The organism is Phenylobacterium montanum (genome assembly GCF_018135625.1).
Taxonomy (GTDB): domain Bacteria; phylum Pseudomonadota; class Alphaproteobacteria; order Caulobacterales; family Caulobacteraceae; genus Poindextera; species Poindextera montana.
Genome location: NZ_CP073078.1, coordinates 2,508,884 through 2,534,238, shown reverse-complemented (window position 1 = coordinate 2,534,238; position 25,355 = coordinate 2,508,884). Strand labels below are relative to the sequence as shown.

The window sequence follows — 25,355 nt, the reverse complement described above, 5'->3', positions numbered from 1 at the left end:
GCGATCAAAGGGAGCGATCATGCCGGCCGTCACGCCGATCCGAATGCCCAAATGGGGCCTTTCGATGCAGGAGGGGACCATCGTTGAATGGTGGCGCGCCGAGGGCGCCGCCGTCGGCGAGGGCGAGGAACTCGTCGATATCGAAACCGCCAAGATCAACAATGTTTGCGAAAGCCCGGCCTCGGGCACGCTACGGCGCATCCTCGCCGCACCCGGCGCGACTTTGCCCGTGGGCGCCCTGATCGCGGTGCTGGCTGAGGCGGACGTCTCCGACGCCGAGGTCGACGCCTTCGTCGCCGATTTCCAGTCGAGCTTTGTTCCGCAGGGCGAGGGGGCCGAAGGCGGCGGATTGGCCATCAGTCATGTCGAAGCGGGCGCGCTGCGATTGGCCGTCGGCAGCGCCGGGGTGGGCGAGGGGACGCCGGCCGTGTTCGTGCATGGTTTTGCGGGCGACATGAACGGCTGGCTGTTCAACATCGAGGCGCTCGCCGCCTCCACGCCCGTGATCGCCATTGACCTGCCCGGGCATGGCGCTTCGTCCAGGGACGTCGGCGACGGTTCGTTGAAGACGCTGGCTGAGGGCATAGGCGCGGCGCTCGACGCGCTCGGGGTGGGTCGCGCCCATCTGGTGGGGCATTCATTGGGGGCCGCCGTGATCGCGCGGCTTGCAGCAGATCGGCCCGGTCTCGCCGCCTCGGTCAGCCTGATCGCTCCGGCCGGTCTCTCGGGGACGCCGGTCTCGGAAGCGTTCCTCACCGGCGTCATCGAAGCCGAGCGCGCGAGGGACTTGAAGCCTCACCTGGAACTGCTCGTCGCCGAACCGGCTCTGGTGACCAAGGCGATGGTCGAGGATCTGCTGAAGTTCAAGCGCCTGGACGGGGTAGAGCAGGCCCTCGGCCTGATCCGGGATCGGCTGGTCGAGGGCTCGGACCTCGCGCGGCTGTGCGCCGATCTTCCCAAGATTCCGAACGCCCTGGTGATCTCGTCACACGGCGATCGGATCGTCGGCCCGGTTGAACCGGCCTTGCTGCCGGAAGGCTTCCGTCTGGTCTGGATCGACGCTGCGGGGCATCTGCCGCATCTGGAAGCTGCGAGCGAGGTCAACCAGCTGCTCTGCGAGGCCATTGCGGGCTGAAGCGCCCGGGGCCGACGAGCGCGCATACAGGTGTTGGCCAAAAATCTGCAGCACTGATGCTTTTTTTGTTGGAGACGTGGTCGGGCGACTCTAAAGTGCCTCGGCACAGAAGGTCGCCTGACGCTCCACGGCGAGGCCCTTCGAGGAGGACATGCTCATGGACCTGGGTCTGAAAGGCCTGAAGGCTGTGCTCGCGGGCGCCAGCAAGGGCATCGGCAGGGCGACGGCGCAGGTGCTTGCGGCCGAGGGCTGCGACGTTTCGATCTGCGCGCGCGACGGGGTGGCGGTCGCGGCGACGGTCTCAGTTCTGCGCCCCATGGGCGCGCGGGCCTTCGGCGAGGCCGTCGACATGACCGACAATGCGGCCTACCGCGCGTGGGTGGCCCGCGCCGCGGACCAATTGGGCGGCTGCGACATCTTTATCTCGTTCGCCTCGGCCGGTGGCGGCCCAGCCACAGAGGAAAGCTGGAAGGCGGTGTTCGATCTCGACCTGATGGCGACCTATCGCGGGGTTGAGGCCGCGATGCCCTATCTCGAAAAGTCGAAGGCCGGTTCGATCGTCGCCTTAGGCACGACCGCGGCCCTGGAGGAGTTTTTCGGCCCCCAAGCCTACAACGCGACCAAGGCGGCCGTGATCAACTACGCTTCGGCGCTCAGCCAGCAGCTGGCGCCCAAGGGAATCCGGGTGAACACCGTCTCGCCGGGGCCGACCTATATCGACGGCGGCGCCTGGGATGCGATCAAGACCCATATGCCGCCGGTCTACGAGCGGACGTTGAACGCCATCCCCATGGGCCGGCTCGGCGACGCTGAAGAGGTCGCGCGGGCCATCGCCTTTGTCGCCTCGCCGGCGTCGCCGTTCATGACCGGGACCAATCTGGTCATCGATGGCGGGCTCACCAAGCGCGTCCAGTACTAGGCCGCGCCATGGCCGACCTGAAGCGCCGCGTCGACTGTGTGCTGATCGCCGGTGGCAAGTTTCACGACATCGACTTCGCCCGGCTGGAGATCCTCAAGCTGCTGGCCGAGGACGATCGTGTTCGGGTCCGGGTGTTCGAGGACTATTCGAACATCGAAGCGATCCGGGCGGCGGACCTCCTGGTCAGCTACACCTGCGATGTGACGCCAAGTCTCGCCGAGCAGGAGGCTCTGCGGGCGTGGCTGGAAAACGGGGGCCGCTGGTACGCCCTGCACGGCACCAATTCGATCCTGCGGTTCCTGTCGAGTGGGCTCGTCGACAGCCCGCGCTGGGCGCCTCATTTCATGCGGACGCTCGGCTCGATGTTCATCGCCCATCCGCCCATCGCCCCCTACCGGGTTAGCGTGGCCGATCCGGACCATCCGCTGGTCCAGGGCGTCGAACCGTTCGACGCCGACGATGAGCTCTATCTGTCGGAATGCTATGGCGACCTGCACGTGCTGCTCGACACCGAGTTCGAGGGCGAGGCGACCGGCTTTGTCGAGTCGCGGTGGGAAAAGGCCAGGCGCCCGGTCTTCTACATTCACGGGGTCGGCGAGGGCGCTGTGCTCTACCTCACGCTGGGCCACTGCCGCGGCCACTACGACATGCGGCCCCTGATCGATTTCTATCCGGTTCCGGAGAAGGGGGCCTGGGCGCTGCCGGTGTTCTACGACCTACTGCGCCGCGGTCTCGCCTGGGCCAAGGCGCCCGCCCTCAGTCAGGAAGCCTCCACATGAGAGGGGACAGCCCATGCAGCTCAGCCGCGACGACCTGAAGCGCGCCTATCGCCTGATGTTCACCATCCGCGCCTTCGAGGAGCGGGTCGACAAGGAGTTCGCCCTCGGCAACATCCCCGGCTTCGCCCACGTCTATCTGGGCCAGGAGGCCTCGGGCGTGGGTGTCTGCTTCGACCTCTCCGACGAGGACTGGATCGGCTCGACCCACCGGGGCCACGGCCATTGCATCGCCAAGGGCTGCGATGTGAAGGGCATGATGCTCGAGATCATGGGCAAGGCCGGCGGCCTCTGCGGCGGCAAGGGCGGCTCGATGCATATCGCCGACATGTCCAAGGGCATGCTGGGCGCCAACGCCATCGTCGGCGGCAGCCCGCCGATCGCGGTCGGCGCGGCCCTGACCCAGAAGGTGGGCAAGACCGGCAAGGTGGCCGTGGCCTTCTCCGGCGACGGCGCCTCGAACCAGGGCACCGTGTTCGAGGCCCTGAACATGGCGGTGGTGCTGCAGGTGCCCGCCATCTTCGTCTTCGAGAACAATGGCTACGGCGAGCACACAGCCTCCAGCTACGCGGTCGGCGCGCCTTCGATCGCCGACCGGGTGCAGAGCTTCGGCCTGCCGTGCGAAGTGGTCGACGGCATGGACTTCTTCGCTGTGCGCGAGGCCATGGGGCGGGCGCTGGAACATGCGCGCTCGGGCCGGGGCCCCTACGCCCTGGAATCGCGCTGCAAGCGCTTTCTGGGCCACTTCGTCGGCGATCCCCAGGCCTATCGCACGCCGGAAGAACTGGCCGAGGCTCGCGCCGCGGACGCCTTGCCCCGCTTTCGCTTCGGCGTGACCGAGGCGGGCCTCTTGAGCCAGGACGAACTCGACGCCGTCGAGGCGGCGGTGCTGGCCGAGATCGAGGACGCCGTCCAGGTCGCCCTGGCCGCGCCGTTCCCCGATCCGGGCCGCGACCTGACCCGCGACGTCTACCTGAAATACGCCTGAAGCCGGAGAGCCAGTATGCCCAAGAAGACCTATCTCCAGGCCATCAACGAGGCGGTTCGCCTCGAGATGCAGCGCGATCCCCGTGTCATCGTCCTCGGCGAGGACGTGGCCGGCGGCCAGGGAGCCTCCGGCGAGGCCGGCGGGATCGGCAGCGTGTTCGGGCAGATGAAGGGCCTGTATCACGAATTCGGGCCTGAGCGCGTGTTCGACACGCCGATCTCCGAAAGCGCGATCATCGGCGCTGCGGGCGGGGCGGCGCTGACGGGGCTCAGGCCTGTGGCCGAGATCATGTTCGTCGACTTTGTCGGTGTCTGTTTCGACCAGATCTACAACCAGATCGCCAAGTTCCGGTACATGTTCGGCGGCAAGGCCAAGACGCCGGTGGTGATCCGCGCCACCGCGGGCGCCGGCTTCCGCGCCGCGGCCCAGCACAGCCAGACCCTGCACCCGCTGTTCACCGCCGTGCCCGGCCTGAAGGTGGTGATGCCGTCCAATCCGTACGACGCCAAGGGCCTGCTGATCCAGGCGATCCGCGACGACGATCCGGTGATTTTCCTGGAATCCAAGTTCCTGTTCGGCTCGGAGGGCGAGGTGCCCGATGAGGCCTATCGCATCCCCTTCGGCGAGGCGAACGTGGCGCGGGAGGGCCGGGACCTGACCCTGGTGGCGCTGGGGGCCATGGTTCCCCGCGCGCTCGCCGTGGCCGAGGCGCTGGCCAAGGACGGGGTCCTGGCCGAGGTGGTCGACCCGCGCACGACCTCGCCGCTGGACGAGGACACCATCCTGGAGAGCGTCGAAAAGACCGGCCGCCTGGTGGTGATCGACGAGAGCCCGCCGCGCTGCTCCATGGCCTCGGACATCGCCGGCATGGTGGCCGACCAGGGCTTCAAGTTCCTCAAGGCGCCGATCAAGCAGGTCACCTGTCCGCACACGCCCGTGCCGTTCGCGCCGAGCCTGGAAGATGAATACCTGCCCTCGCCGCAGCGCATCGAGAAGGCCGCAAGAGCGGTGCTGAACTACGCCTGACAATAGAAGCCGACGGAAAAGCCAACAAAGACATTCCCAGCTAAAGCGAGCGAACCACTTACGACTGACTCGGGATTTCGAGATTTGTCATAGACGGAGATTGGCGCCATGAGGCCCTTCCGCGTGTTGATTGTTGACGACGATCTCATTTTGAACTTCGCCAACTGCGAAACATTGAAGGACTGCGGATTTGACGTCGTCGGCGTCCACTGCGCCGCGGCCGCCCTCGAGGCGGTGGGCAGAGCCATCGACTTCTCAGCCTTGGTGACCGATATTGATCTGGGAGCAGGCGCTGACGGCTTTGAAGTCGCCCGTAGAGCGCGGGCCGCCAATCCTCATCTTCCTGTCGTCTACATCTCTGGGACAGCGGAGGCGCGCTTTCGGTCCGAGGGCGTTGACCGCTCGGAATTCCTCCAAAAGCCAGTTCGGCCATGTGAAATCGTGGAGGCGCTGCGCCGCGCTTTCCGCCGTAAACCTCGCCGGGCCCCGGGAAATTGACGGACGAGGCCCACCGCAAGCCGGCATCGACCAAGGCTGACGCTTTCTCTGAGGCTGGTCGAAGAAGCCTCCTTGGAGGCCTGGAGGCCAAAGAGTTACGCGTTCTCCACGGCGGGCGTTCCGGTCGGCAGAAGCGTGCGGAACACCGGAGGCGCTTTGCTGTCGAGGCAGGCCGCAAGGGCGTGGGCGGCGAGAGCGACCGAAGTGCTTCGGACAAGCGCCGCCATCTGACGCTCAGCGCATGTAGGGGGCCTTTGCGGCGAACACGACCGTTTCGTTCAGCACCGTCTCGTCCACTAACGCCTTGAAGGCGGTGAAGCTGGGATCGGACCTGAACGCGGCGAGGGCGCGGTCATAGTGCTGGTAGTCGTCCAGCTCCCAGAGGTCGATCACGGTCCCGAGCCGGCCGCTGCTTTGGATGAAGGCCCCGGCGAGGCGCCAGCCTTGCTTCTCCAGGAAGGGGACGGCGGTCTCCTCCATCGCTTTCAGGAAATCCGGCAGGCCCTTGCTGCGGATCTCCAGGGTGACATGCAAATAGACGGACATGGAATGCGTCTCCGTGGGCGCGTCACTCGACAGGGAGGCCGATCAGGCGGGCTATGTTGCGGTGGTTGTTCTGGATCGCCGCCTCGTTGCGGCCATAGATCAGCTCGAAGCCTTCCGGCGCGTGCTCCAGGTTGCGCTGGCCGTCCTTGGAGACGCTGTAGTCCTCGGTGCGGACCACCTGCTCGATATAGTCGTGCGCCTGGGCGAAGGCTTCGTCCGGCGTGCTTTCCGGCGCGTCGGCGGCGCGATAGGTGGACATCAGCGTCACCGAACTGCCAGGTCCCTCGCCCGGGAACAGCCGATAGAGGCCGATCATGCGCCCGCCGCCCTCCATCGGCGCGGAATAGAGGATGGTGTTGGGGAACAAAAGATGGCTGCCGCCATAGGGCGTGGCCGGCCAGTCCCGCTCGTCCTTGTCGACCAAGTCCAGATAGCTCTTGTGAACGAAGTTGACCCGGTAGTGCAGGCCGAACTGCTGGTAGAGGATGGTGTTGGAGCAGGTCTCGGTTCCGAAGGTGGCCGGGTGCAGAGCCGAGAAGTGGTAGCCCTCGCCGTAGGTGTCGAGGGCGAACTTCCAATTGCAGTCCACCTCGACCTGGCTGAGCTTGACCGGGCCGGCCTTGTCCAGCTCCAGCCCTTCCATGATCGGCGCCAGATCGCCCAGCCAGCGCTCGACGTCGATCACCTCCTCGCCGGGGTGGGCCTTGACGAAGATCAGGCCGCGCCATTCCCCCACCGGCACAGGGATCAGGCCGCGGGTGGTTCGGTCCACGCCTTCGAACGAAGCGTCGCCGGGCATGGCGACCAGGCGGCCTTCCAGGTCGAAACTCCAGGCGTGGAACGGGCAGGTGATCAGGTTGCGCCGTGAGCACTCGCGCACCAGCTTCGCGCCCCTGTGGGTGCACATGTTGAGGAAGGCCTTGGCCTCGCCGGAGCGGGTGCGCACGATCATGATCGCCGGCCCGGCCGCGTCGAACAGCATCACGTCGCCCGGCTTTTCGATGTCGCGCGAGAAGCCGGCCAGCAGCGGCAGCTTGTGGAACAGCTCGCGCTTTTCCGCCTCCAGGCGCAGCGGGTCGGTATAGGCCCGTCCCGGATTGCGCATGGGGCTGGGCGCCATGTCGGTGGTGCCCCCTGCGGCCAGGTGGGCGACCATGCGCCGCTCCAGCTCGCGCATCAGCTCGGCGTTGCGCTCGGCCGGCGTGGGGTTCGGCACGGTGGCGGCGAGGGGCGTGGTCATCGGATCCTCCGCGTCAGAAACGAGTGGTGAACTGGAGCGCGATCGTACGCGGCAGCATGGGCGTTCCGCCGAGGTCGGAATGGACCCCGTTGGCTGTGCCGGTGCCGCTGCCGGTGCTGGGCACGTCGAGGCCGCTGGTCAGGATGAACTGGTCGGTCAGGTTCTTGCCGATCAGCGCCACCTCCCAGCGTCCCTTCTGGTCGCCGAGCCGCAGGCTGGCGTCGAAGGTGGCGTAGGCGGCCTGATGGTCGAAGGCGTAGCCGAACTGGCTGAGGTGGTAGCTGGAGGAGAACTGGGCGTTGCCGGAGACTCCGAATTTCAGGTTCCCGGGCAGGTCGCGCTCGTAATTGACCCCCAAGGTCCCGGTCCACATGGGCGCCTGGCCGGCGGTGACCCCGGTCAGGTTCTGCACCAGCTGGCCGAACGAGCTCGAGTGGGTATTGGCCTCCAGCGAACAGCCCTCGGCGATGGTCTCGCCGCCATAGCAGGGGGCGTCGGGGAAGCTCTTGTAGAAGGCGTTGTTGTAGGCCAGGGCGCCGTTGATCAGGAGGCCCTGCACCTGCTCCGGCGCCCAGTCGGCCTGGACCTCGAAGCCGCGCGTCTCCAGCTTGCCGACGTTCTTGGTGACGTAGTCGATGTGGACGGAGTCGAAGAAGTCGACCTGGAAGTTGTCGTAGGTGTAGTCGTAGGCGTCGGCGTTCAGTCGCAGGGCGCCGTTCAGCAGAGTCGATTTCACCCCACCCTCGAAGCCCTTGACCGTTTCCGGCTTGAACGCGAGCTCTTTCTCGGTGGTGTTGGCGATGGCGCTGTTCAGGGCGCTGCCGGAGAAACCGCCTGACTTGTAGCCGGTCTTGTAGGCTGCATAGAGGGTCAGGTTGGACCTGGGCTTCCAGGTCAGCGCCGCTTCGGGCGCTGTGTTGTCGAAGCTCTGGTTTGCGCCGATGAAGCTCGCCGGGTTGGTCGGATCGTATTGCCGGAAGACGCCCTGGTACGGCGCGACCACATAGGGCTGGATGAAGTAGGAATCCTTGGTCTCGTGCGTGTAGCGGGCGCCGGCGGTGAAGTTCCAGTCGTGGGCGATGTCCCAGATCACCTGGCCGAACCCGGACCAGGTCTGGCCGTTGGTGCGCGAGCGCTTTTCGACCGTGGCGTATTCGTCGTTGGTGTGCAGCGACAGGTCCGACAGGCCGCCGGGGAAGATCACGAACTGATTGAAATTGAGCTGGGTCGATTGATAGAGGAACCCGCCCATCAGGTTGACCGGGCCGGCGAACTTGGTCTGGCCGCGCAGTTCGGTCGAGAAGGCCTGGTATTCCGACTTCTCGATGCCCCAGGTGCCGGCCGGCGCATTCACCGCGCCGGTCAGATCGTAGTCGCCAAGGAAATAGTTGATGAAGTGGTGGAAGCCGGTGACCCAGTCGAGGCTCAGCTTGGAGCCTTCGTACTTCAGGTCGTTGGAGACCGCTTCGCTGTCATAGTCCTGGTAGAGCTGCCCGCCGTGGCGGCCGGCGATGGAGTTGGTCCTGGCGATCTCGGGCGGCAGCGGGTTCTGATAGACGTTGTAATTCTTGCCGCAGGGCTCGCCGGGGTCAGTCTGGCGCGCGCCCAGCGGGCAGAAGAAGGTCAGCGAGTTCCAGGTGGCGTCGACCACACGGTACTGGTCGAGCGTAGCCTTGACCGTGTCGGTGAGCGCGTCCGAGACGCGGTACTTAGCGGTGAAGCGGCCGACCAGGTCCTTTTCCTGCGGCGCGTCCCGCGTCGGCGCCGGCACATTGTGCACGCTGGCGGCGAAGCCGTTGGAGACGTCGAGCGTGGTGTAGGTGGTCGCCGGGGCCAGGTTCTTCACATAACCGCCCAGCATGTCGGAATACTGGATCGCCAGGCGCACGCTCAGCCGATCCGTGATCGGTCCGGAGAGGTAGCCCTCGATGGTCGGCTGGTTGGCGGTGAATTCATAGCTGGCCCGCAGCATGCCGGTCAGCGTCGGGGTCGGGTCGGCGGTGGTGAAGGAGATCACCCCGGCGGTGGCGTTCTTGCCGAAGAACAGGGCCTGGGGGCCTTTCAGCACCTCGACCTGCTTCATGTCGAACAGGGCTTCGTTGATCACCCGGCCCTGGCCGTAATAGACGCCATCGACGTCCACGGCGACCGACTGCTCCAGCCCGACGCTGGTGAAGCTGGTGCCCACCCCGCGCAGGCTGATGTCGGCGCCGCTGCCGCTGTTGCCGCGCACGACCTTGAGCTCCGGCGTGGTGGCGGCGATCTTTTCCACCGAGGTCAGGGCGTAGCGATCCAAGACCTTGGCTGGCAGGGCGGTGACCGCCACCGGCACGTTCTGGATGTTCTCGTCCTTCTTGCGCGCGGTGACGATGACCTCTTCCAGCGAGTTGGGCGCGGCGGCCGCGTCCGCCGCCGCCGCCGCGCGAACCTGTGGCGCGACCGCCAGGGCCGCTGCGGCGCAGGAGGCCAGCAAAAGCATCGTCTTGGCGCGGCGGCGGGCCGCGGGTTGCAGGCTATTCATCAAATTCACTCCCCCGATTTTTTGCATTGTTATGAGCCGGCGAGCGGCTGCGATCCGGTCGACGCCAGTGGTCGAAAGCGGCTATGGGAACTGGGGCGGGAAGGGGCGGCCGAGCTGTTCGCCGATGCGCGCCCCGCCATATTCCCCGGCCGAGATCAGCTTCAGCCGGTCCATGCGCCAGCCGGTCGGCGTGAGGAGGAAGCGGTTCTCGTAGCGGCCCCAGCGGTGGCAGTCGGCGGTCACGGGAAACCCTGTGAAACGCTGCCAGGAATACATGTAGCAGTGCAGCGTCGCCCGTTCCGGCCCGTCAAAGATCAGCTCGGCGTTGCTGATGTGGTGGCTGCCGCTGACCGTCACGCCCAGGGCGTCGGAGAGCATTTTGCGCAAGGCGCCCTTGCCCTTCAGGATGGTCTCCTCGCCGCCGGGGACGAAGTTGGCGATACAGTCCTCGGTGAACAGGGCGACCATGCCCTCCGGGTCGAGATTGTCAGCATGCCGGCAATAGGCGTACATGGTCTCCAGGATTTCGGTGCGCGCCTTGAGTTCAAGGACGATCCGCTCCAAAGACATCTTGCTTCTCCCTGGTTGATGCGGCCGCTTTTCGGGCGGATCTGCTTCTGTATGGTCCAGATCAGCTCATCTGATCTTGAGCCAGGCCGACTTGAGGTTGGTATAGTGGTCCAGCGAAGCGTGGCCGAGGTGGCGCCCATAGCCGGATTGCTTGATCCCGCCATAGGGGATCGACGGATTGACCCGCTGATAGGTGTTGACCCAGACCGTGCCGGCCTTCAGCGCCTGGATGGCGCGGTGGGCGCGCGAAAGATCGCGGGTCCAGACCCCCGCCGAAAGGCCGAAATCGCTGTCGTTGGCGATGGCGAAGGCTTCGTCCTCGGTGTCGAACGCGATCACCGCCATCACCGGCCCGAAGATCTCCTCGCGGGCGATGGTCATGCTGTTGTCGACGCCGGCGAAGATGGTCGGCTGGTGGAAATAGCCGCGCGTCCCATGCCGCTCGCCGCCCAGCACGACCCTGGCGCCCTCGCGCCGTCCGGCGGCGACATAGCCCATCACCCGCTCGAGCTGCTGCTGCGAGATCAGCGGGCCCATCTGGGTTTCGGCGGCGAAGCCCGAGCCCAGGCGGATCTCCCGCGAGCGCTGGACCATCGCTTCGACGAAGGCGTCGTGGATGCGGCGTTGGACCAGCACCCGGGTTCCGGCCGTGCAAACCTGGCCGGAATGCCCCCAGACGGCGCCGGTGACCGCGGTGGCGGCGGCCTCCAGGTCGGCGTCTTCAAACACCAACTGAGGGCTCTTGCCGCCCAATTCGAGACTAAGGCGTTTCAGGCTCGGCGCCGCCGCGGCCTGGATGCGCCGGCCGGTGTCCACAGAGCCGGTGAAGCTGATCGCGTCCACTTGCGGATGCTCGACCAGGGCCGCCCCCACCACCTCGCCGGCGCCCTGGACCACATTGACCACGCCAGGGGGAATGCCGGCCTCCAGGCACAGCTTGGCGACCAGGATCGCGGTCAACGGCGTCTGCTCGGCGGGCTTCAGCACCACGCTGTTGCCGCAGGCGAGGGCGGGGACGATGCCGCAGGGGGCGGCCGAAGGGCCGTTCCAGGGGGTGATCACCCCGCAGACCCCGACCGGTTCGCGCAGTTGCTGCACCACGCAGTCGGGCGGGGCGGCAGGCATGGCGCCCTCAAGCTTGGTCGGCCATCCGGCATAGTAGCGCGTGGTGTCGATGCCGAACTGGACGATGAAGGCCGAATAGGTCTGGACCACCCCGCCGTCGACCACGTCGAGATCGGAGAGCACGGCGCGGTTCTGTTCCAGGAGGTCGGCCAGCCGGTGCAGGCGACGCTCCTTCTCCTGGGCGTCGAGATTGCGCCAGCGGCCGTCTTCGAACGCCTGCCGCGCAGACCGCACCGCCCGGTCCACGTCCGCCGCATCGCCCATCGCGCACTCGGCGAAGGCTTGTCCCGTGGCGGGGTCGATCAGCGCCATCGACCGGCCGCCGGCGGAGGCCTCGACGCGCCCCTCGATGACATGGCCGAATTCCCCGGCCTGCAGGAAGGCCCGGCCGGCGGCGGACAAGGGATAGGCGTTCAGCGCCTCAGCAAAGGCCGGAGCCGCGGTCATGATCTCTCCTGGGATCGGGGCGCGGCTTTTCCATCTCGCAGCGCGTCGGGCGCGCCGCGAGCCTTTGACCCGCGCCTATGAAATTGGCTTACGTGTGGAAGTTCGCCGGCGGCGACCCGATTCGGGGCTCCGCCATTCCGCCTCAGGCGGCCGTTTTGCAGTCCATGCGGTTTCCTCCGCCGACAAAGTCTGTTATGTGTCAGCCGTTATATATAACCACTGTCATAAGTTGGTGTCAACGCTGTGCCGCTAATTGTTGATCATGAATTTCGTCGCAGGGAGGTGGCTGCGGTCGCCTCGAAGCTGATCGCCCAGGCCGGGCTCGAGGCCGTGACGATCCGCGATGTCGCCCAGGCCGCGGGCTGCAGCACAGCCATCGTCTCGCACTATTTCCACAACAAGCGCGAGCTTTTGCTGTTCACCTATCGTCACTCCATCGAATCGGCGACGGCGCGGGCCGACCACGCCATGGGGCCGGGGGCGGACGACCTGAAGGGCTATATCGCCGCGCTGCTGCCCTTGGATGAGGAGCGCCGCACAAACTGGAAAATCTGGTTCGCCTTCTGGGCCAAGGCCACGGCCGACCACGAGGTGGCGGCGATCCAGCGCGATTGCGTGCGGCGCACGCGGGGCGACATCCTGAAGATCCTGGACTCTCTCGACCGTCACGGCGGCCTCTACGAGGGCGTCGACCGGCCGGCCCTGGCCCGGCGAATCCTGGTCTCAATCATGGGACTGGCCGTGCAGGCGGTCTATGACCCGCAGGATTGGACCGTCGAGCGACAGGTGGAGTACATGCAGGCGGAGTTGCGCCCCCACCTCAAGCCCGAGCCGCTCAAGGTGGGGGCCGCCTAGGCAGGCTCGCGCCCTAGTCCGCTTTGCAACGGGCGCAGAGCCGAGCGCCGCGCTCACGTTCCGCCTTGCAGACCTGGCGAGCCTGGGCGCAGCGGGAGCGGTTCAGCTGACCGCCGCCGATGCCATCGGTTACTTTAAGGGCGGGCTCGGATGGGCGTATCGATCCACAGCGGACCCTGGGCGTCAGCTTATGAGGCGGGCCGGCCGCGCGCGGGCGCCTCGCCTTCCTCGCCTAGATCGGGATGTTTTCAGCAAGATATGCAATCTCACCGGCGATGAGCGTAGCGGCCACCATGGCCGCGTCCGGATGCGCGTCTGCAGCCGTCAAGGGCCGCATGAGGCAGAGATCGGCCGGGGCGCCAGGCTTGACGCGCCGCCGCCGGCCTCCCGGCATTTGCGGCGACCCCAGATAGAGATCCACCGCGGCGCTCCAGCCGATCTGTTCGCCCTCACCCAAGGGCATGCCGCTGGCCGTGCGGCGCTCGACCGCGGCCGCCATTCCGGCCCAGGGGTCGGCCGAGGCATAGGGCGCGTCCGAGCTGCCGGCGACCGGCACGCCGGCGTTCAGTAGCGAAGCACAGCGGTAGAGGTCCGCCTGGTCGCGCTCGCTCACCTCCGCCCAGTAACGGTCGCCCCGTTCGCGCACGAAGACCGGCTGGGTCACTACGGTCAGGCCCATAGCCCTGATTAAGGGAATGGCGGCGGCTGGGATGACGCCGCCGTGTTCGATCCGGTCGCCGCTCTGGGCGCCCGCGATCTCGAAGGCGGCGAGGGTTAGGGCCATTTCGCCGGCCGTCACGCAATGCACGGCCACACGCCGACCTTGATCGCGCGCGCCGGCGATCCGTTCCGCAAAATGGCCAAGGTCGGGCAGGTTATGATCGTCCAGCAGGATCTTGACCGGCCCGACGGCGAAGGCGGCGTCCTGCGGCGCAGCCAGGCGGCCGCCGCTCATCAGCGTCAGATGCTGGGGCAACTCGCCCCTGCGGTGCGCCTCGGCGAGCAGGTCGGCGGCTGTTTCGTCGGTGGTCACGCTGGCGTCGGTCAGGTGCGTTACGCCCTTGGCGGCGAGCATCCGCCCGACCGGGGCCAGGGGCGGCGGCTCAGCGCCGATCTGCTCCCGCAGCCAGCGGTCGCCGCGCCAGATCCGTCCCGTGGGCGCGCCCCGGCTATCGCATTCCACGCATGGCGGGAGCGGGCCTTGGGGGAGCGCCGCCAGGGCCAGGCTGTTGAGCATCCACAGGGCGCCGGACTGGTGCTGCATGCGCAGGCGATGGCGCGGAGCCAGCCGATCCAAGTCGGCGCGGGTCAGCTCGCCGCCGATGCGCTCGTGATAGCCAAGGGATCGGATCCACGCGCCGGGGGGGCTCGAGGCGGCCGCCTCGGCGATGCGACCGGCGACGCCCGGGAGATCGCGCGCTTGGCTCAGATCGACCGAGGCCTGCTTGGCGGCCAAGGCCATGAGGTGGATGTGGTGATCGCAAAGGCCCGGCAGCAGGCGCCCGCCGCGGCCTTCGATTTCCTCCGAGGCTCCGGGCAGGTCGGGCGCAATATCGATGATCCTGCCATCCTCCACGGCGACATCCAGTCCGTGGCGGCGATCGATCGTCACGTTCCGGATCACCAGCCGGCGGCTCATGCGGCCCTCGTTGGGGGCAGCAAGGCCGCGGCTCCGGCGGCGCACCGCGCCAGGGCGGCGTCTACCAGGATTCCGCCGCCCTCAGCGAGGCCTTTGAGTGCGCCCACCACAGCGGCGAGGCCCGTAAGGGGATCGGCCAGGGCGTCGCCCAGAAAGCGGGGTTCGCCCTCTTGGGTCCAGGCCACAAGGCCGCCGGCCGCGGCCGCGTCGTCTCCGAACGCGACGCGACCCGGCGGCGGGTCGGCCCAGCCGTAGCCGGTCACCGCGACCCAGACCAGTCGTGGATTGTCAGCGAAGATCACCGCCGGATCGAGCCCAAGCCCGATCAGGGCGCGAGGTCTGGCGCTCGTGATCAGGACATCGGCGGCCCGCACTTGCGAGCGCAACCGCTCACGGTGGTCGGCGTCTCTAAAGTCGAGCGCCACCCGTCGTTTGCCGCCGTTCAACCGTCGATCCAGCCCAGGTGTCGACATCGGTGTAGGATCGGGGCGGGACTGGCTTTCGATCTTGGTGACTTCAGCCCCCGCCGCTGCAAGCACCGCGCCGCATAGCGGCCCGGCCCAAAGGGAAGAGGCGTCGACCACCTTGAGGGAGGTCTGTCGCGGGGCGCCTGGGGGAGCCATCCGTAGCCGCTGCGCCTCGATCGTTTGCGCCGTCACCTCGCCCACGATCGCCACTGGCAGGCCGAGGTCGGCGGCGCCGGCGGCCAGGTCCGCCGCACAGCGCTCCAGCGTCAGCGCCTCGATCCCGTGGCGCTCGAGGTCGCCCAATTCGATCGCAAGCCAGGCGGGGATCAATTCCCGGTCTTCTTCGCGGGCGAGATTGACGGCGACCCAACCATCTCGGGCGCGCACCAGTCGGCAGGCGCGGTTCGGCGAGACAAGATCGCCAGCCGGGCCGAGCGCAAGTTCGTCGGCTCTATCGGTGACGCCCAGGCTGGCGACCTCGACCCGGCGGCCGAGGCGGGCCGTCAGACTGGCGATCTCCGCAGCGAGCGCCTGATGGGCCGGCGCAGCGGCGCTCACGGGGCCGTCTCCACACGATTGACGAGCCCCCAGGCGAGCGCCATGTCCGGGAGGATCGGCTGGCCGCTGATGGCCATATAGGCGGCGCGGTGGCGGCCGATGCGGCGCGGGATCGAGGCCGTGCCGCCGGCTCCGGGGATCAGGCCCATCGTCACTTCGGGCAGATGGAAGCGGGCGCCCGGCATGGCGACGAGGCTCGCCGCGGCGGCGGCCAGTTCGATTCCGGCTCCGATGCAGGCGCCGTGCGCCTTTACCGTCACACGCGGGCCGAGCGCATGTAGGAGGCGGACCGGCGAGCGCAGGCTGCGGATCAGATGGGCCGCGCCGACGTCAGCGGCGGCGCCGAATTCATCGAGATCGCCGCCGGCGCTGAAGCTCGGGCCGGCGCCCGCCAGGACCACCGGCGGCTGGTCGGGATGGTGGAGCGCGAACTCCAGCGCCGCCGCCAGTTCGTCGCGCATCCGCGCATCGAAGGCGTTGTGCGACCAGGGGCGATTGAGGGTGAGGCGGACCGCTTCGGGCGTCGCCTCGATCAGCACCCTGGACGCATCGGGCTCTTGGCGCTGGCGCGGGGGGGTGGCCTTGCGCCAGGCCTTGAACCCCCGGGAGGCCAGCAGCATCGAATAAGCCAGCGATTCCAGGATCAGCGCCTCGTCGAAGCCCAGGCTCAGCGTCAGCCGCAGCACCTGGGCGGCGACGGTGGCGGCGGTCGGCTGCGCCTGGACCTGCCGCTCGACGGCCGCGAGGGCGCCGGTCAGCAGATCAGGCGCCAGCCCCACCCAGGGCGCGGGTGCGGCAGGATCGTCGCAGAGCAGCATATCGAAGGCTTCGAGGCCGCGCGTTGGCAGCCGGCCCGAGCGACCAACGCCGATCGTCACCATCCCGGGCCTATGCTCGAGCACGGGGGCGTGCGGCCCGAGATCGACGATCTCCAGCCCGGCGCCGCCCAGTTCCACAAGGTCGGCGAGAACGCCCGTAACGCTCATGGGCCGCAACGGCGATCGCCGCCTGTCCTGTAGTCGCCAAAGGCCTTGTCGCGGGCGTCGAGGGCGTCTTTGACGCTGGTCTTGAAGCGGGCGAAGGTCTCCTTGGAGGCCGGGGTGGTCAGGGCCAGGGCCTGGATCTCGGCGCCGGCGCGCAAGGCTGCGCGCAGCCCCATCTGCTCCATGGCCCGATGGACGGAGCGCTTGTTCATCTGCTGTACGTCGGGATGGATCTTGGCCACGCGCTCGGCCATGACCAGGACCTCGTCTTCCAGGCGTTCGGCGGGGAAGGCGCGGTTGGCGAAGCCGACGCGGACGGCTTCAACGCCGTCGATGGCGTCGCCGGTCAGCATCATCTCCATGGCGGGGCGCAAGCCGCAGAGGAAGGCGTGGAACTGGTTGTCGGGCGGGCTCATCATACGAACAGGCGGGTAGCCGATCTGGGCGTCCTCGGCGACATAGACGAGGTCGCAGGCGGTGGCGAGTTCGGAGCCGCCGGCCAGGCACCAGCCGTGCACCTGGGCGATCACCGGCTTGGCCAGGTCCCAGACACGGAAACAGCCCTCGACCACGTGGCGCGCCCACTGGCCGGGGCCGGCGGCGGTGTGGAAGGGCAGGGGCTGGCGCGCGCCCTCGGGCGAGAGGTCGTAGCCGGCGGAGAAACAGGCTCCGGCGCCGCGCAGGATGGTGACCCTGACCTCGGGGTCGCGGTCGGCGGCCTCGAGGGCGGCGAACAGTTCGGCGCGCAGGGCGTTGGAAAGGGCGTTGCGCTTGTCCGGCCGGTTCAGGGTCAGCCGCCGCACGAAGGGCCGCGGCTCGTCGATCAGGATCAGGGTGTCGGACATGGCGGGGCCTCCCTCGGCTATGGGTTTGGCTCGGCGAGCGAGGCTGTAAGGCTCGCCCGATCGGGCCAGTTTCGCACGGAGCCGCGCTGGCGCAGGGCTTGGGGCGCCCGGCTCGGCTGCAGCGAGAAGCACTGCGGCGGACGGTTCATTTCGGCGGCGGTCTTGAAGGCGTCGACGTCGAAGCCGCGGGCCTGGGCGGTCTGGACCACACGGCGCAGGATCAGTAGCTGTTCGGCCTCAGCGATCGGCAAGGCGGTGAGGGCCTTGGCGGTGAAAGCGCCGGGGGCGCGTCCGGCATATTCGGGCGGGCTGGTGATCAGCTCACCCTCCAGCCGCCATTCCAGCGCCAGGGCGCCGTCCCGCCACAGCCGCGCGATGCGGACCCCACCGTCGGGGTCGCTGACCTCGGCCTCGAACAGCCGCCGCCCGGGGCCGTCCCGCGCCGCCGCCAGGGCAAGGGCGGAAAGTTCGAACAGGTGAGTGCACTGCAGGCGCGGGTCGGCGTGGCGGAAGAGCTCGGCGGGTGAGGCGCCGACCTTCGCGCCCTCAAGCGCCGCCAGCGCGCCGGGCGCGTCGATGCAGGTCGACCAGGGGAATCGCTCCGCCAGCCCCTCGGCGCGGCGCACCTCTCGGCCGTCGTGGTCCAGGGTCAGGGCGAAGCGGTGAAAGTCGTCTTCCAGGCGGGCCTCGATCCGGCGCTCACCCATCTCGATGAGGACAGCGCGACGGAAGGCGCCGTTCACGGGGCGATGCGCCCGGAAAGGCGCTGGCGCAGGAAGCGCGCGGCGCGACCCTGGGAGGGGGAGGCGGCGAGGGCGGCGAGGTCCTCGGGCCGATCAAGGTCGCGGCTGAGGCCCGAAGCTTCCACAACGCCGGTGGAGAGGCCCGCCAGTCGGGCGGCGGCCCGATGCCGCTGGAAGCTTTGCGGCCCGAACATCAGTTCGATGCGGGCGCCGGCGCGCAGGATCAGGGCGCCGGTTCCGCCATCGGTCGCCGCCGGGGCCAGGACCACGGCGTGGGTCTGGCTGAGGGCGATGGCGGCTTCGATCTCGTTGGGCTCGATCAGCGGCAGATCGCCCATCAGAAGAGCGATGGCCGAATAGGGCGCGCGATCGCCGATCACGCCAAGCGCCTGCTCGAAGGCCGCGTTGAGACCGTTTGGAGCATCCTGGCGGATGACCTCAGCCCCGAGGCGGCGGGCCAGGGTGGCGATGGCGGGGGTGGGGGTGACCACGAAGATGTTGCGCACGCCTTTGGCCCGGCGGGCCGCGGCCAGCATGTCCTCCAGCATCAGCCCCGTCAGGCGCTCGCGCTCCGCCGGCGTAAGCAGGGGGGCGAGGCGGCTTTTCGCGCCAGGCCCGCCGCGGACGGCGATCACCACCTGGGTCATGCCCTGACCCTCCGGCCGGGCGGCGTGGCCAGGCCCTCGGCGAAGGCGAGGGCGTGGCCCGCAAGGGCGATGCGATCCTGGTCGCTGCGCATCACCGTGGGGGCGACGGCGGCGGCCAGGCCGAGGGCCTCGACGGCGACGGCCGAAGCGGCGTCGATCTCGTCGAGCAGCAGGCCGTCGATCAGGCCCTGATAGTGGCGAGCCACGGTCAGGGGGCCGGGCTCCAAACCCAGTTCGCGCATCATCTTGGCCGAGGGGCCCTTGATCGCCTGGCCGCCGACGATGGGACAGACCGCGACGACCGGCGCTCCGGACCAGGCGATGGCCTCGGTCATGCCGGGCACGGCCAGGATCGGGTCGATGCTGAGATAGGGATTGGACGGACAGACCAGGACGGCGGCGAGGTCCGCCCGCGCCAGGGCCTCGCGCGCGGCGGGCGAGAGATGGGCCTCAGCCGCGCCGGCGAAGCGGATGGCGCGCACGGCCGGGCGGCACTGTTCGCGCACGAAATAGTGCTGGAAGGCAAGTTCACCCTGGTCGGTGTCCACCCGGGTGCGCACAGGCTGGTCCGACATGGGGACGATGGCGCAGTCCACGCCCAGGCGGTGGGCGAGGGCGACGGTGACCTGGGACAGGCTCTCGCCGGCGGCCAGGCGGCGGGTGCGCTCGAGGTGGAGGGCGAGGTCACGGTCGCCGAGGTTGAACCAGCGCTCGCCGCCCAGGCGCTTCAGCTGGTCCATGAAGGCCCAGGTCTCCCCGGCAAGGCCCCAGCCGCGCTCCCGGTCGGCCAGGCCCGCCAGGGTGTAGATCACCGTGTCGATGTCGGGGGAAATCGAAAGGCCCAGGTGCTCGAAGTCGTCGCCGGTATTGACGATCACCGTCAGGTCTTGCGGGTCCAGCACCTGCGCAAGGCCAAAGGCCAGCTTGGCCCCGCCGACCCCGCCGCACAGGGCGACGATGTGGCCGGCGGCCCTCATCGGAACAGGTCCTGGTCGAGCGGGCGGATCAGGTCGGCCGAGCCGGTCTCTTCGCAGGGTTCGTAGACCGCGCCGCGGACCAGGGCGGCAGGGATGCCCTCGGCCGCCTCGCCGATCACCAGGGAGGCGGCGGCGGCGATCTCGTCGCCGACGGCGACCACAGTGGCCTGCAACACCCGCCCGAACAGGTCGGTCTCGCCTCTGCGATCGCGCACCGGTCTCATCCCGGAGGTTCCGATGGCGGTCCCGGCCGTGCCCATGCGCCAGGCCCGGCCCAGGCTGTCGCTGACGATCACCGCCAGGCGTACGCCAAAGCGGTCTTCCAGCGCACGGCGCAGCGCAGCGGCGCTGGCGTCGGGGTTCTCCGGCCACAACAGCGCCATCTCCGGCCCGGCCGGGTCGGCCAGGTTGGAGGCGTCGATGCCGGCGTTGGCGGCGACCATGCCGGTGCGGTGGCGGGTGACGATCAGGCCCGGCTTGACCCGCATGACCTCGGCCGCCTCGCCGGCGATCAGCTCGGCCAGGGGGGCGGGCTTTTCGCTCTCTGCGGCCAGAGCGCGGCCGCGCTCGGTCACGGCGACCTCGTCAAGCCTCACGGCGCGGCCCTCGACCTTGGACACCGCCTTCTGCGCCACCACCACCACGTCGCCGTCTTCCGGCGCGAGGCCGGCTGCGGTGATGGCCGCTTCGATCAGACCGGCGAGGTTATCGCCCGGCTGCAAGAGGGGCAGGCCCCTCAAGGGCGTGACCGAGACGCCTGGCGAGCCGGCGCCCGCCTCGGCCTCCTTGGCCTTGCCGGTGATGCGCAGTCCGGCCTGGACGCGTTTGTAGCGGCGGTTGATCTGGATCAGCACCGAAGTCATGGCCTCGGCCGCGGCGGAATTGGCCAGGGGGCCGACGTGCCAGGCCCTTAGGCCGATCTCCGCCAGGAGGGCGCAGACCGTGGCCGCCGCCTCGTTGTCGTCGCTAGCCACCAGGACGTCGCCATCCACCGCCTGGCCTGCGGCGAGCTTTTCCGCGCCGATGTTCTGCAGGGCCGAGACCACCCGCGCCTCGGGGCCCAGGGCCGCCTGGGCCTCGACCGCGGCGGCCCCCGCCGGCGGCAGCTGCACCGTGCCGACCTTGGGCGGGCGCAGCGGCACGGTGGCGTCGACGACGATCTTGCCGGCGACGTGCTGGCGCACCTGGGCCAGGGTGTCGGGGTGGGCGGCATAGGGCACGGTGAGGACGCAGATCTCGCCCTCGGCCGCGGCCGCCTTCAGGTCGAAACCGCGGACCTGGGCTGAGGGGTGAGCCGCGTGCAGGGTCTCGGCAAAGGCCTGCGCCTTCGCCGCATCGCGCGAGCCGATCAACACCCTGTGTCCAGCCTTGGCCAACCGCAGGGCGAGGGCGCCGCCCAGGGCGCCTGTGCCTCCCAGGATCGCAATACTCGTCACGCGGCGCTCCACCCAAGGATTGCGGCCCCAGCCAGCCTCTTTGCGGGGCTCGTGTCTATCGGAAATGCCGGCTCGGTCGTGAGGGGCGATCTGCGCCGCCCTGATCCCGCTTTCGCCGGTGAGGTCGAATGACTATAGACTCTGATGATAATTATGATCAACTATGCATCTGAGAACGGTTGGCAAAACCTGCTCCGGGCAGGCCAAAGCGCTTAAATACGTCGAGGAAACAATGAATTGCAGGCCTTTAGCGGAGGGGCTCTATCGCAAGGTCGATGGCGTTCCGCATTTGCTGGGCGGGCGGCGCAAGGGCGATGGCAAGCTGGCCTTTCCCTTGCCGCAAGGGGCGCAGGGCGAAGACTACGAGCCGGTCGAGCTGGCCTCAGAGGGGAGGCTCTGGTCCTACACGGTCCAGCGCTTCCGGCCCAAGACGCCCTATCTCGGCGCCGGCGATACGGCGCCGTTCGAGCCCTACGCCGTCGGCTATGTGGAGCTGCCCGGCCAGATCATCGTCGAGAGCCACATCAAGACCGACGACCTCTCGGCGCTGAAGATCGGCATGCCGGTGCGCTTCACCCTGATCCCCTTCCGCCAGGATCCCGACGGAACGGCGGTGATGCTCTACGGCTTCGAGCCGGCCTGACGCCGGCCTCCACCACACAATCAAGAAAGGCGGGAAACCCATGGGCGACGTCCATATCATCGGCGCGGGCATCCACCCCTTCGGCCGGCACGACGGCAGGACCGGACTCGACCAGGGCCTGTTCGCCGTTCAGGAGGCGCTGGCCGATGCGGGGGTGGCCTGGAGCGACATCCAGTTCGCCTTCGGCGGCTCCTCGGCCTCGGGCAATGCGGACGCCCTCCTGCCGCGGCTGGGCCTGACCGGGGTGCAGTTCATCAATGTCGCCAACGGCTGCGCCACTGGCGGCTCGGCGCTCTTGTCCGGTTACTGGGCGATCAAGTCGGGCGAGTTCGACCTCGGCGTCGTGGTCGGGTTCGACAAGCATCCGCGCGGCGCCTTCAACGCCGACCCCGAGGCCTCGGGCCTGCCGCGCTGGTACGGCGAGGCGGGGATGATGCTGACCACCCAATTCTTCGCCATGAAGATCCAGCGCTATATGAGCCTTTACGGCGTCACCGCCGAGACCCTGGGGATGGTGGCGGAGAAGGCGTTCGAGAACGGGGCCAAGGCGCCGCACGCCTGGCGGCGCGAGCCGGTGGGGCTGAACCACATCCTCTCCAGCGAGATGGTCTCGGACCCCCTGACCAAGTTCATGTTCTGCTCGCCGGCCGAGGGCGGCACGGCCATGGTGCTGGCCTCCGAGCGCAAGATGCGCGAGCTGGGCCTGAAAGGGCCGAAGATGCGCAGCGCCGCGGTGCGCACGCGGGTCGCAGGCTCGTTCGAGGTGTTCTCGCCGTCGCTGGAGATCGAGCGGGGGCCCTCGCCGACCGAGATCGCCTCCAAGGCCGCCTTCGAGATGGCGGGGCTGGGCCCCGGCGACGTGGACGTGGCCCAGATCCAGGACACCGAGAGCGGGGCCGAGGTCATGCACATGGCCGAGAACGGCTTTTGCGCGCACGGCGAGCAGGAGAAGCTGATTCACCAGGGCGCCACCCGCATCGGCGGGCGCTTGCCGGTGAACACCGACGGCGGGTGCCTGGCCTGCGGCGAGCCGATCGGCGCATCCGGCCTGCGCCAGGTCTATGAGAACGTGCAGCAGCTGAGGGGCCGGGCGGAGGGCCGCCAGGTCGAGGGCGCCCGCATCGGCTACAGCCAGGTCTATGGCGCGCCCGGCATCTCGGCCGTGGCGATCTTGGAAGCCTGAGCCATGGACGGATCAATCGACAGTCCGGCGGCGGTCGACATCGACGCCTTCCGCGCCGAGGTCCGGGCGTTTCTGGACGAGAAGCTGACGCCGGAGCTGAGGGCCGCCACAGCCCGCCAGGCCGGAGTGTTCGCTGATGGCGAGCTGGTGCGGCAGTGGCACCGGATCCTCTATGAGCGCGGCTGGATCGCGCCGTCCTGGCCCAAGCAATATGGCGGGCCGGGCTGGAGCCCGCTGCAGCAGCACGTCTTCGCCGACGAGTGCGCCAAGGCCGACGCGCCCGTGCTGGCCGGCATGGGGCTGCAGCTGTGCGGGCCGGTCTTGATGGGCTTCGGCACGCCCGAGCAGAAGGCTTATTTCCTGCCCAGGCTGCTGTCCGGCGAGCACTACTGGTGCCAGGGCTATTCCGAGCCGCAATCGGGCTCGGACCTGGCCTCGCTGCAGACCCGGGCGGTGCGGGATGGCGACCACTATGTGGTCAACGGGTCGAAAATCTGGACCACTCACGCCCATTTCGCCAACTGGATCTTCCTGCTGGTGCGGACCAAGGCCGAGGGCAAGCCGCAGGCGGGGATCAGCTTCATGCTGGCGCCGATGGACACGCCCGGGATCACGGTGCGGCCGATCCTGTCGATTTCCGGCGAGCACGAGGTCAACCAGGTGTTCCTGGACGACGTGCGCATCCCGGTGGCCAACCGCGTGGGCGAAGAGAACCAGGGCTGGACCGTCGCCAAGTACCTGCTGGAATTTGAACGCGGCGGCGGAACAATGGCCAGCCGGCTGCAGAAGCTGGTGCGCCAGGCGCGGCGGATCGCCGAGGCCGAGCAGGCGGGCGAGGGCAGCTTCTGGGCGGACAGCCCGGATTTCCGCCGGCGGCTTTTGACCCTGAAGATGGAGATCGAGGCCCTGGACTATGCCGAAGGGCAGGTCGCCGCCCAGCTTTCGGCGGGCAAGAAGGTCGGCGACGCCAGCGCCTCGGTGCTGAAGCTGACGGTCAGCCAGCTCTTGCAGCGGGCGACCGAACTGGCGCTCGAGGCCCTGGGCCACTACGCGACCGCGGACCAGCGCCACGCCCTGGGCTTCGACGCCAACGAACCGCCGATCGGGCCGGACTACGCCACGACCCCCACCGCCCGCTATCTCAACAGCCGCGCTGCGACCATCTACGGCGGCTCGCAGGAGATCCAGCACAACATCCTGGCCCGGGTCGTTCTCGGGCTCTAGGGCATGATTTTGCCATTGCAATAACTGATAATCATCGTCATAAATAGACCCGCGAAACCAAACGGATCGGAACGGGGCCGGGCTCGCCGGACCGCAGCCGACGAACACGCCCCCAAGAGTGCGCCGGAGGAGGCCCATGAACGCGATCGTCAAGGATTTCAAAGTCATCGACACCGACACCCACGTCATCGAGCCCTATGACCTGTGGACGTCGCGCCTGTCGGTAAAGAAGTACGGCGACAAGGTCCCGCACGTGAAATGGGACCCCAACATGAACGAGGACGCCTGGTTCTTCGGCGGCGAGCGCACGGGCGCGGCGGCCGGGGCGGCCATGGCCGGCTGGCACGAATACCCGCCCAAGCGGCCGCAGAAGCTCGAGCAGGTGGACCCGGCGCTCTACGCCGCCGGTCCGCGGCTGAAGCGGATGGACGAGTACGGCATCTACGCCCAGATCCTCTATCCCAATGTCGCCGGCTTCGGCGCCGGGCGCTATCTGGGCCTGGGCGACCAGGAGCTGATGCTGCTGTGCGTGCAGGCCTACAACGACTGGCTGACCGAGTGGGCCAGCGAGGACAAGAAGCGGCTGATCCCGCAGGCGGCGCTGCCCTTCTGGGATATCCCGGCGACGATCAAGGAAATGACCCGCTGCGCCAAGCAGGGCCACAAGGGCGTGGTCATGTGCGGCGAGCCGGACGCCTTCAACCTGCCCAAGCTGACCGATCCGCAATGGGACCCGCTGTGGGCCTGCGCCCAGGACCTCGGCCTGCCGATCAACTTCCACGTCGGCGCCGGGGACATGTGGTACTTCGACATGATGCACGAGAGCGTCGGCCGCCACGCCGCCTTCGCCTCGATGGGCGCCCTGTTCTCGCTGGACCTGGCGGCGGTGATCTCGCAGATCGCCTGCGGCGGGGTCTGCCACCGCTTCCCCAACCTCAACTTCGTGGTGGTGGAGAGCGGGGTGGGCTGGATCCCGTACCTCTTGGCCAGCCTGGACTATCAGTGGCTGAACTGCGGGGCGCACAAGGAGAACCCCGAGTTCAAGCTGAAGCCCAGCGAGTTCTTCAAGCGCCAGATCTACGGCTCGTTCTGGTTCGAGCGCGAGACGCTCAAACCCGCCATCGACACCCTGGGCGCCGACAACATCCTCTACGAGACCGACTTCCCGCACCCGACCAGCATGAGCCCGGGCCCGGCCACCTCGGCCGAAGAGCCGGCCAAGTACATGGAAAAGGCGTTCGAGGGCGTAGCCCGCGAGGACATCGCCAAGATCGTCCACGGCAACGCGGCGCGGATCTACCACCTGGATTGAGGTCCCTCCCTGCCGCTCATCCCTGTTTCCACGGGGGTGAGCGGGCTTTGTG

At 68.4% G+C, this 25,355-nt stretch carries 25 protein-coding genes; 11 read left to right on the top strand and 14 right to left on the bottom strand.

From position 1 onward, the window contains the following. The first annotated feature begins 19 nt into the window (after positions 1-19). The 6 genes from KCG34_RS11325 (at position 20) to KCG34_RS11300 (ending at position 5,342) form a co-directional block, all read left to right on the top strand. On the top strand, positions 20-1,135 hold the full coding sequence (locus KCG34_RS11325; protein WP_211940455.1) for an acetoin dehydrogenase dihydrolipoyllysine-residue acetyltransferase subunit: 1,116 nt from the start codon (positions 20-22) through the stop codon (positions 1,133-1,135). A gap of 157 nt (positions 1,136-1,292) precedes the next feature. Next, positions 1,293-2,054, top strand: a complete 762-nt coding sequence (locus KCG34_RS11320) for an SDR family NAD(P)-dependent oxidoreductase (RefSeq protein WP_211940454.1) — start codon at positions 1,293-1,295, stop codon at positions 2,052-2,054. Between the two features lie 8 nt (positions 2,055-2,062). Continuing rightward, positions 2,063-2,833: a ThuA domain-containing protein gene (locus KCG34_RS11315; protein ID WP_211940453.1), complete on the top strand. Its 771-nt coding sequence runs from the start codon at positions 2,063-2,065 to the stop codon at positions 2,831-2,833. 13 nt (positions 2,834-2,846) lie between these two features. After that, positions 2,847-3,818, top strand: coding sequence for a thiamine pyrophosphate-dependent dehydrogenase E1 component subunit alpha (locus KCG34_RS11310; protein WP_211940452.1), 972 nt, complete (start codon positions 2,847-2,849; stop codon positions 3,816-3,818). 15 nt (positions 3,819-3,833) lie between these two features. Further along, positions 3,834-4,844, top strand: coding sequence for an alpha-ketoacid dehydrogenase subunit beta (locus KCG34_RS11305; RefSeq protein ID WP_211940451.1), 1,011 nt, complete (start codon positions 3,834-3,836; stop codon positions 4,842-4,844). A 108-nt stretch (positions 4,845-4,952) separates the two neighbouring features. Then, on the top strand, positions 4,953-5,342 hold the full coding sequence (locus tag KCG34_RS11300; protein ID WP_211940450.1) for a response regulator: 390 nt from the start codon (positions 4,953-4,955) through the stop codon (positions 5,340-5,342). Positions 5,343-5,437: 95 nt separating this feature from the next. Here the strand turns inward: KCG34_RS11300 and KCG34_RS26020 are convergent, their stop codons facing one another. From KCG34_RS26020 to KCG34_RS11275, 6 genes are all read right to left on the bottom strand, one after another. After that, the gene (locus tag KCG34_RS26020) at positions 5,438-5,569 is read right to left on the bottom strand and encodes a hypothetical protein (protein WP_256440789.1); all 132 of its coding nucleotides are present in this window, start codon (positions 5,567-5,569) and stop codon (positions 5,438-5,440) included. Between the two features lie 7 nt (positions 5,570-5,576). Further along, on the bottom strand, positions 5,577-5,888 hold the full coding sequence (locus KCG34_RS11295) for an NIPSNAP family protein (protein ID WP_211940449.1): 312 nt from the start codon (positions 5,886-5,888) through the stop codon (positions 5,577-5,579). A 22-nt stretch (positions 5,889-5,910) separates the two neighbouring features. Next, on the bottom strand, positions 5,911-7,128 hold the full coding sequence (locus KCG34_RS11290) for an aromatic ring-hydroxylating oxygenase subunit alpha (RefSeq protein WP_211940448.1): 1,218 nt from the start codon (positions 7,126-7,128) through the stop codon (positions 5,911-5,913). A gap of 13 nt (positions 7,129-7,141) precedes the next feature. Then, on the bottom strand, positions 7,142-9,649 hold the full coding sequence (locus KCG34_RS11285; protein ID WP_211940447.1) for a TonB-dependent receptor: 2,508 nt from the start codon (positions 9,647-9,649) through the stop codon (positions 7,142-7,144). 81 nt (positions 9,650-9,730) lie between these two features. After that, positions 9,731-10,219: a nuclear transport factor 2 family protein gene (locus KCG34_RS11280; RefSeq protein WP_211940446.1), complete on the bottom strand. Its 489-nt coding sequence runs from the start codon at positions 10,217-10,219 to the stop codon at positions 9,731-9,733. Positions 10,220-10,285: 66 nt separating this feature from the next. Then, the gene (locus KCG34_RS11275; protein WP_211940445.1) at positions 10,286-11,791 is read right to left on the bottom strand and encodes an aldehyde dehydrogenase family protein; all 1,506 of its coding nucleotides are present in this window, start codon (positions 11,789-11,791) and stop codon (positions 10,286-10,288) included. A 282-nt stretch (positions 11,792-12,073) separates the two neighbouring features. On the opposite strand from KCG34_RS11275, the gene KCG34_RS11270 reads away from it, so the two are divergent. Next, complete coding sequence (locus KCG34_RS11270) at positions 12,074-12,646, top strand: TetR family transcriptional regulator C-terminal domain-containing protein (RefSeq protein ID WP_211940444.1); 573 nt, start codon at positions 12,074-12,076, stop codon at positions 12,644-12,646. 232 nt (positions 12,647-12,878) lie between these two features. Here the strand turns inward: KCG34_RS11270 and KCG34_RS11265 are convergent, their stop codons facing one another. The 8 genes from KCG34_RS11265 to cofE are packed head-to-tail and all read right to left on the bottom strand — an operon-like array spanning position 12,879 to position 20,941. Further along, positions 12,879-14,285 (bottom strand): amidohydrolase family protein, encoded by a 1,407-nt coding sequence (locus KCG34_RS11265; RefSeq protein WP_211940443.1) that lies wholly within the window; start codon positions 14,283-14,285, stop codon positions 12,879-12,881. Beyond that, a complete protein-coding gene (locus tag KCG34_RS11260; protein ID WP_211940442.1) occupies positions 14,282-15,310 on the bottom strand; it encodes a CoA transferase in 1,029 nt (342 codons plus the stop codon). The genes KCG34_RS11265 and KCG34_RS11260 overlap by 4 nt, the downstream gene beginning before the upstream one ends. After that, positions 15,307-16,296 carry an enoyl-CoA hydratase/isomerase family protein gene (locus tag KCG34_RS11255; protein WP_211940441.1) on the bottom strand — a complete coding sequence of 330 codons (990 nt, stop codon included), beginning with the start codon at positions 16,294-16,296 and terminating at the stop codon, positions 15,307-15,309. The genes KCG34_RS11260 and KCG34_RS11255 overlap by 4 nt, the downstream gene beginning before the upstream one ends. After that, positions 16,293-17,138 (bottom strand): enoyl-CoA hydratase-related protein, encoded by an 846-nt coding sequence (locus tag KCG34_RS11250; protein WP_211940440.1) that lies wholly within the window; start codon positions 17,136-17,138, stop codon positions 16,293-16,295. The genes KCG34_RS11255 and KCG34_RS11250 overlap by 4 nt, the downstream gene beginning before the upstream one ends. Before the next feature lie 17 nt (positions 17,139-17,155). Next, complete coding sequence (locus KCG34_RS11245) at positions 17,156-17,881, bottom strand: DUF2889 domain-containing protein (protein WP_211940439.1); 726 nt, start codon at positions 17,879-17,881, stop codon at positions 17,156-17,158. After that, positions 17,878-18,528, bottom strand: coding sequence for a 2-phospho-L-lactate guanylyltransferase (cofC, locus tag KCG34_RS11240; RefSeq protein ID WP_211940438.1), 651 nt, complete (start codon positions 18,526-18,528; stop codon positions 17,878-17,880). The genes KCG34_RS11245 and cofC overlap by 4 nt, the downstream gene beginning before the upstream one ends. Continuing rightward, positions 18,525-19,505 carry a 2-phospho-L-lactate transferase gene (gene cofD, locus KCG34_RS11235; protein ID WP_211940437.1) on the bottom strand — a complete coding sequence of 327 codons (981 nt, stop codon included), beginning with the start codon at positions 19,503-19,505 and terminating at the stop codon, positions 18,525-18,527. The genes cofC and cofD overlap by 4 nt, the downstream gene beginning before the upstream one ends. Continuing rightward, positions 19,502-20,941 carry a coenzyme F420-0:L-glutamate ligase gene (cofE, locus tag KCG34_RS11230; RefSeq protein WP_211940436.1) on the bottom strand — a complete coding sequence of 480 codons (1,440 nt, stop codon included), beginning with the start codon at positions 20,939-20,941 and terminating at the stop codon, positions 19,502-19,504. The genes cofD and cofE overlap by 4 nt, the downstream gene beginning before the upstream one ends. 232 nt (positions 20,942-21,173) lie before the next feature. On the opposite strand from cofE, the gene KCG34_RS11225 reads away from it, so the two are divergent. From KCG34_RS11225 to KCG34_RS11210, 4 genes are all read left to right on the top strand, one after another. Continuing rightward, positions 21,174-21,584: a Zn-ribbon domain-containing OB-fold protein gene (locus KCG34_RS11225; protein WP_211940435.1), complete on the top strand. Its 411-nt coding sequence runs from the start codon at positions 21,174-21,176 to the stop codon at positions 21,582-21,584. Positions 21,585-21,624: 40 nt separating this feature from the next. Further along, positions 21,625-22,767, top strand: coding sequence for a thiolase family protein (locus KCG34_RS11220; protein ID WP_211940434.1), 1,143 nt, complete (start codon positions 21,625-21,627; stop codon positions 22,765-22,767). 3 nt (positions 22,768-22,770) lie between these two features. Next, positions 22,771-23,991, top strand: a complete 1,221-nt coding sequence (locus KCG34_RS11215; RefSeq protein WP_211940433.1) for an acyl-CoA dehydrogenase family protein — start codon at positions 22,771-22,773, stop codon at positions 23,989-23,991. Positions 23,992-24,127: 136 nt separating this feature from the next. Beyond that, complete coding sequence (locus tag KCG34_RS11210) at positions 24,128-25,303, top strand: amidohydrolase family protein (protein WP_211940432.1); 1,176 nt, start codon at positions 24,128-24,130, stop codon at positions 25,301-25,303. Positions 25,304-25,355 lie beyond the last annotated feature (52 nt).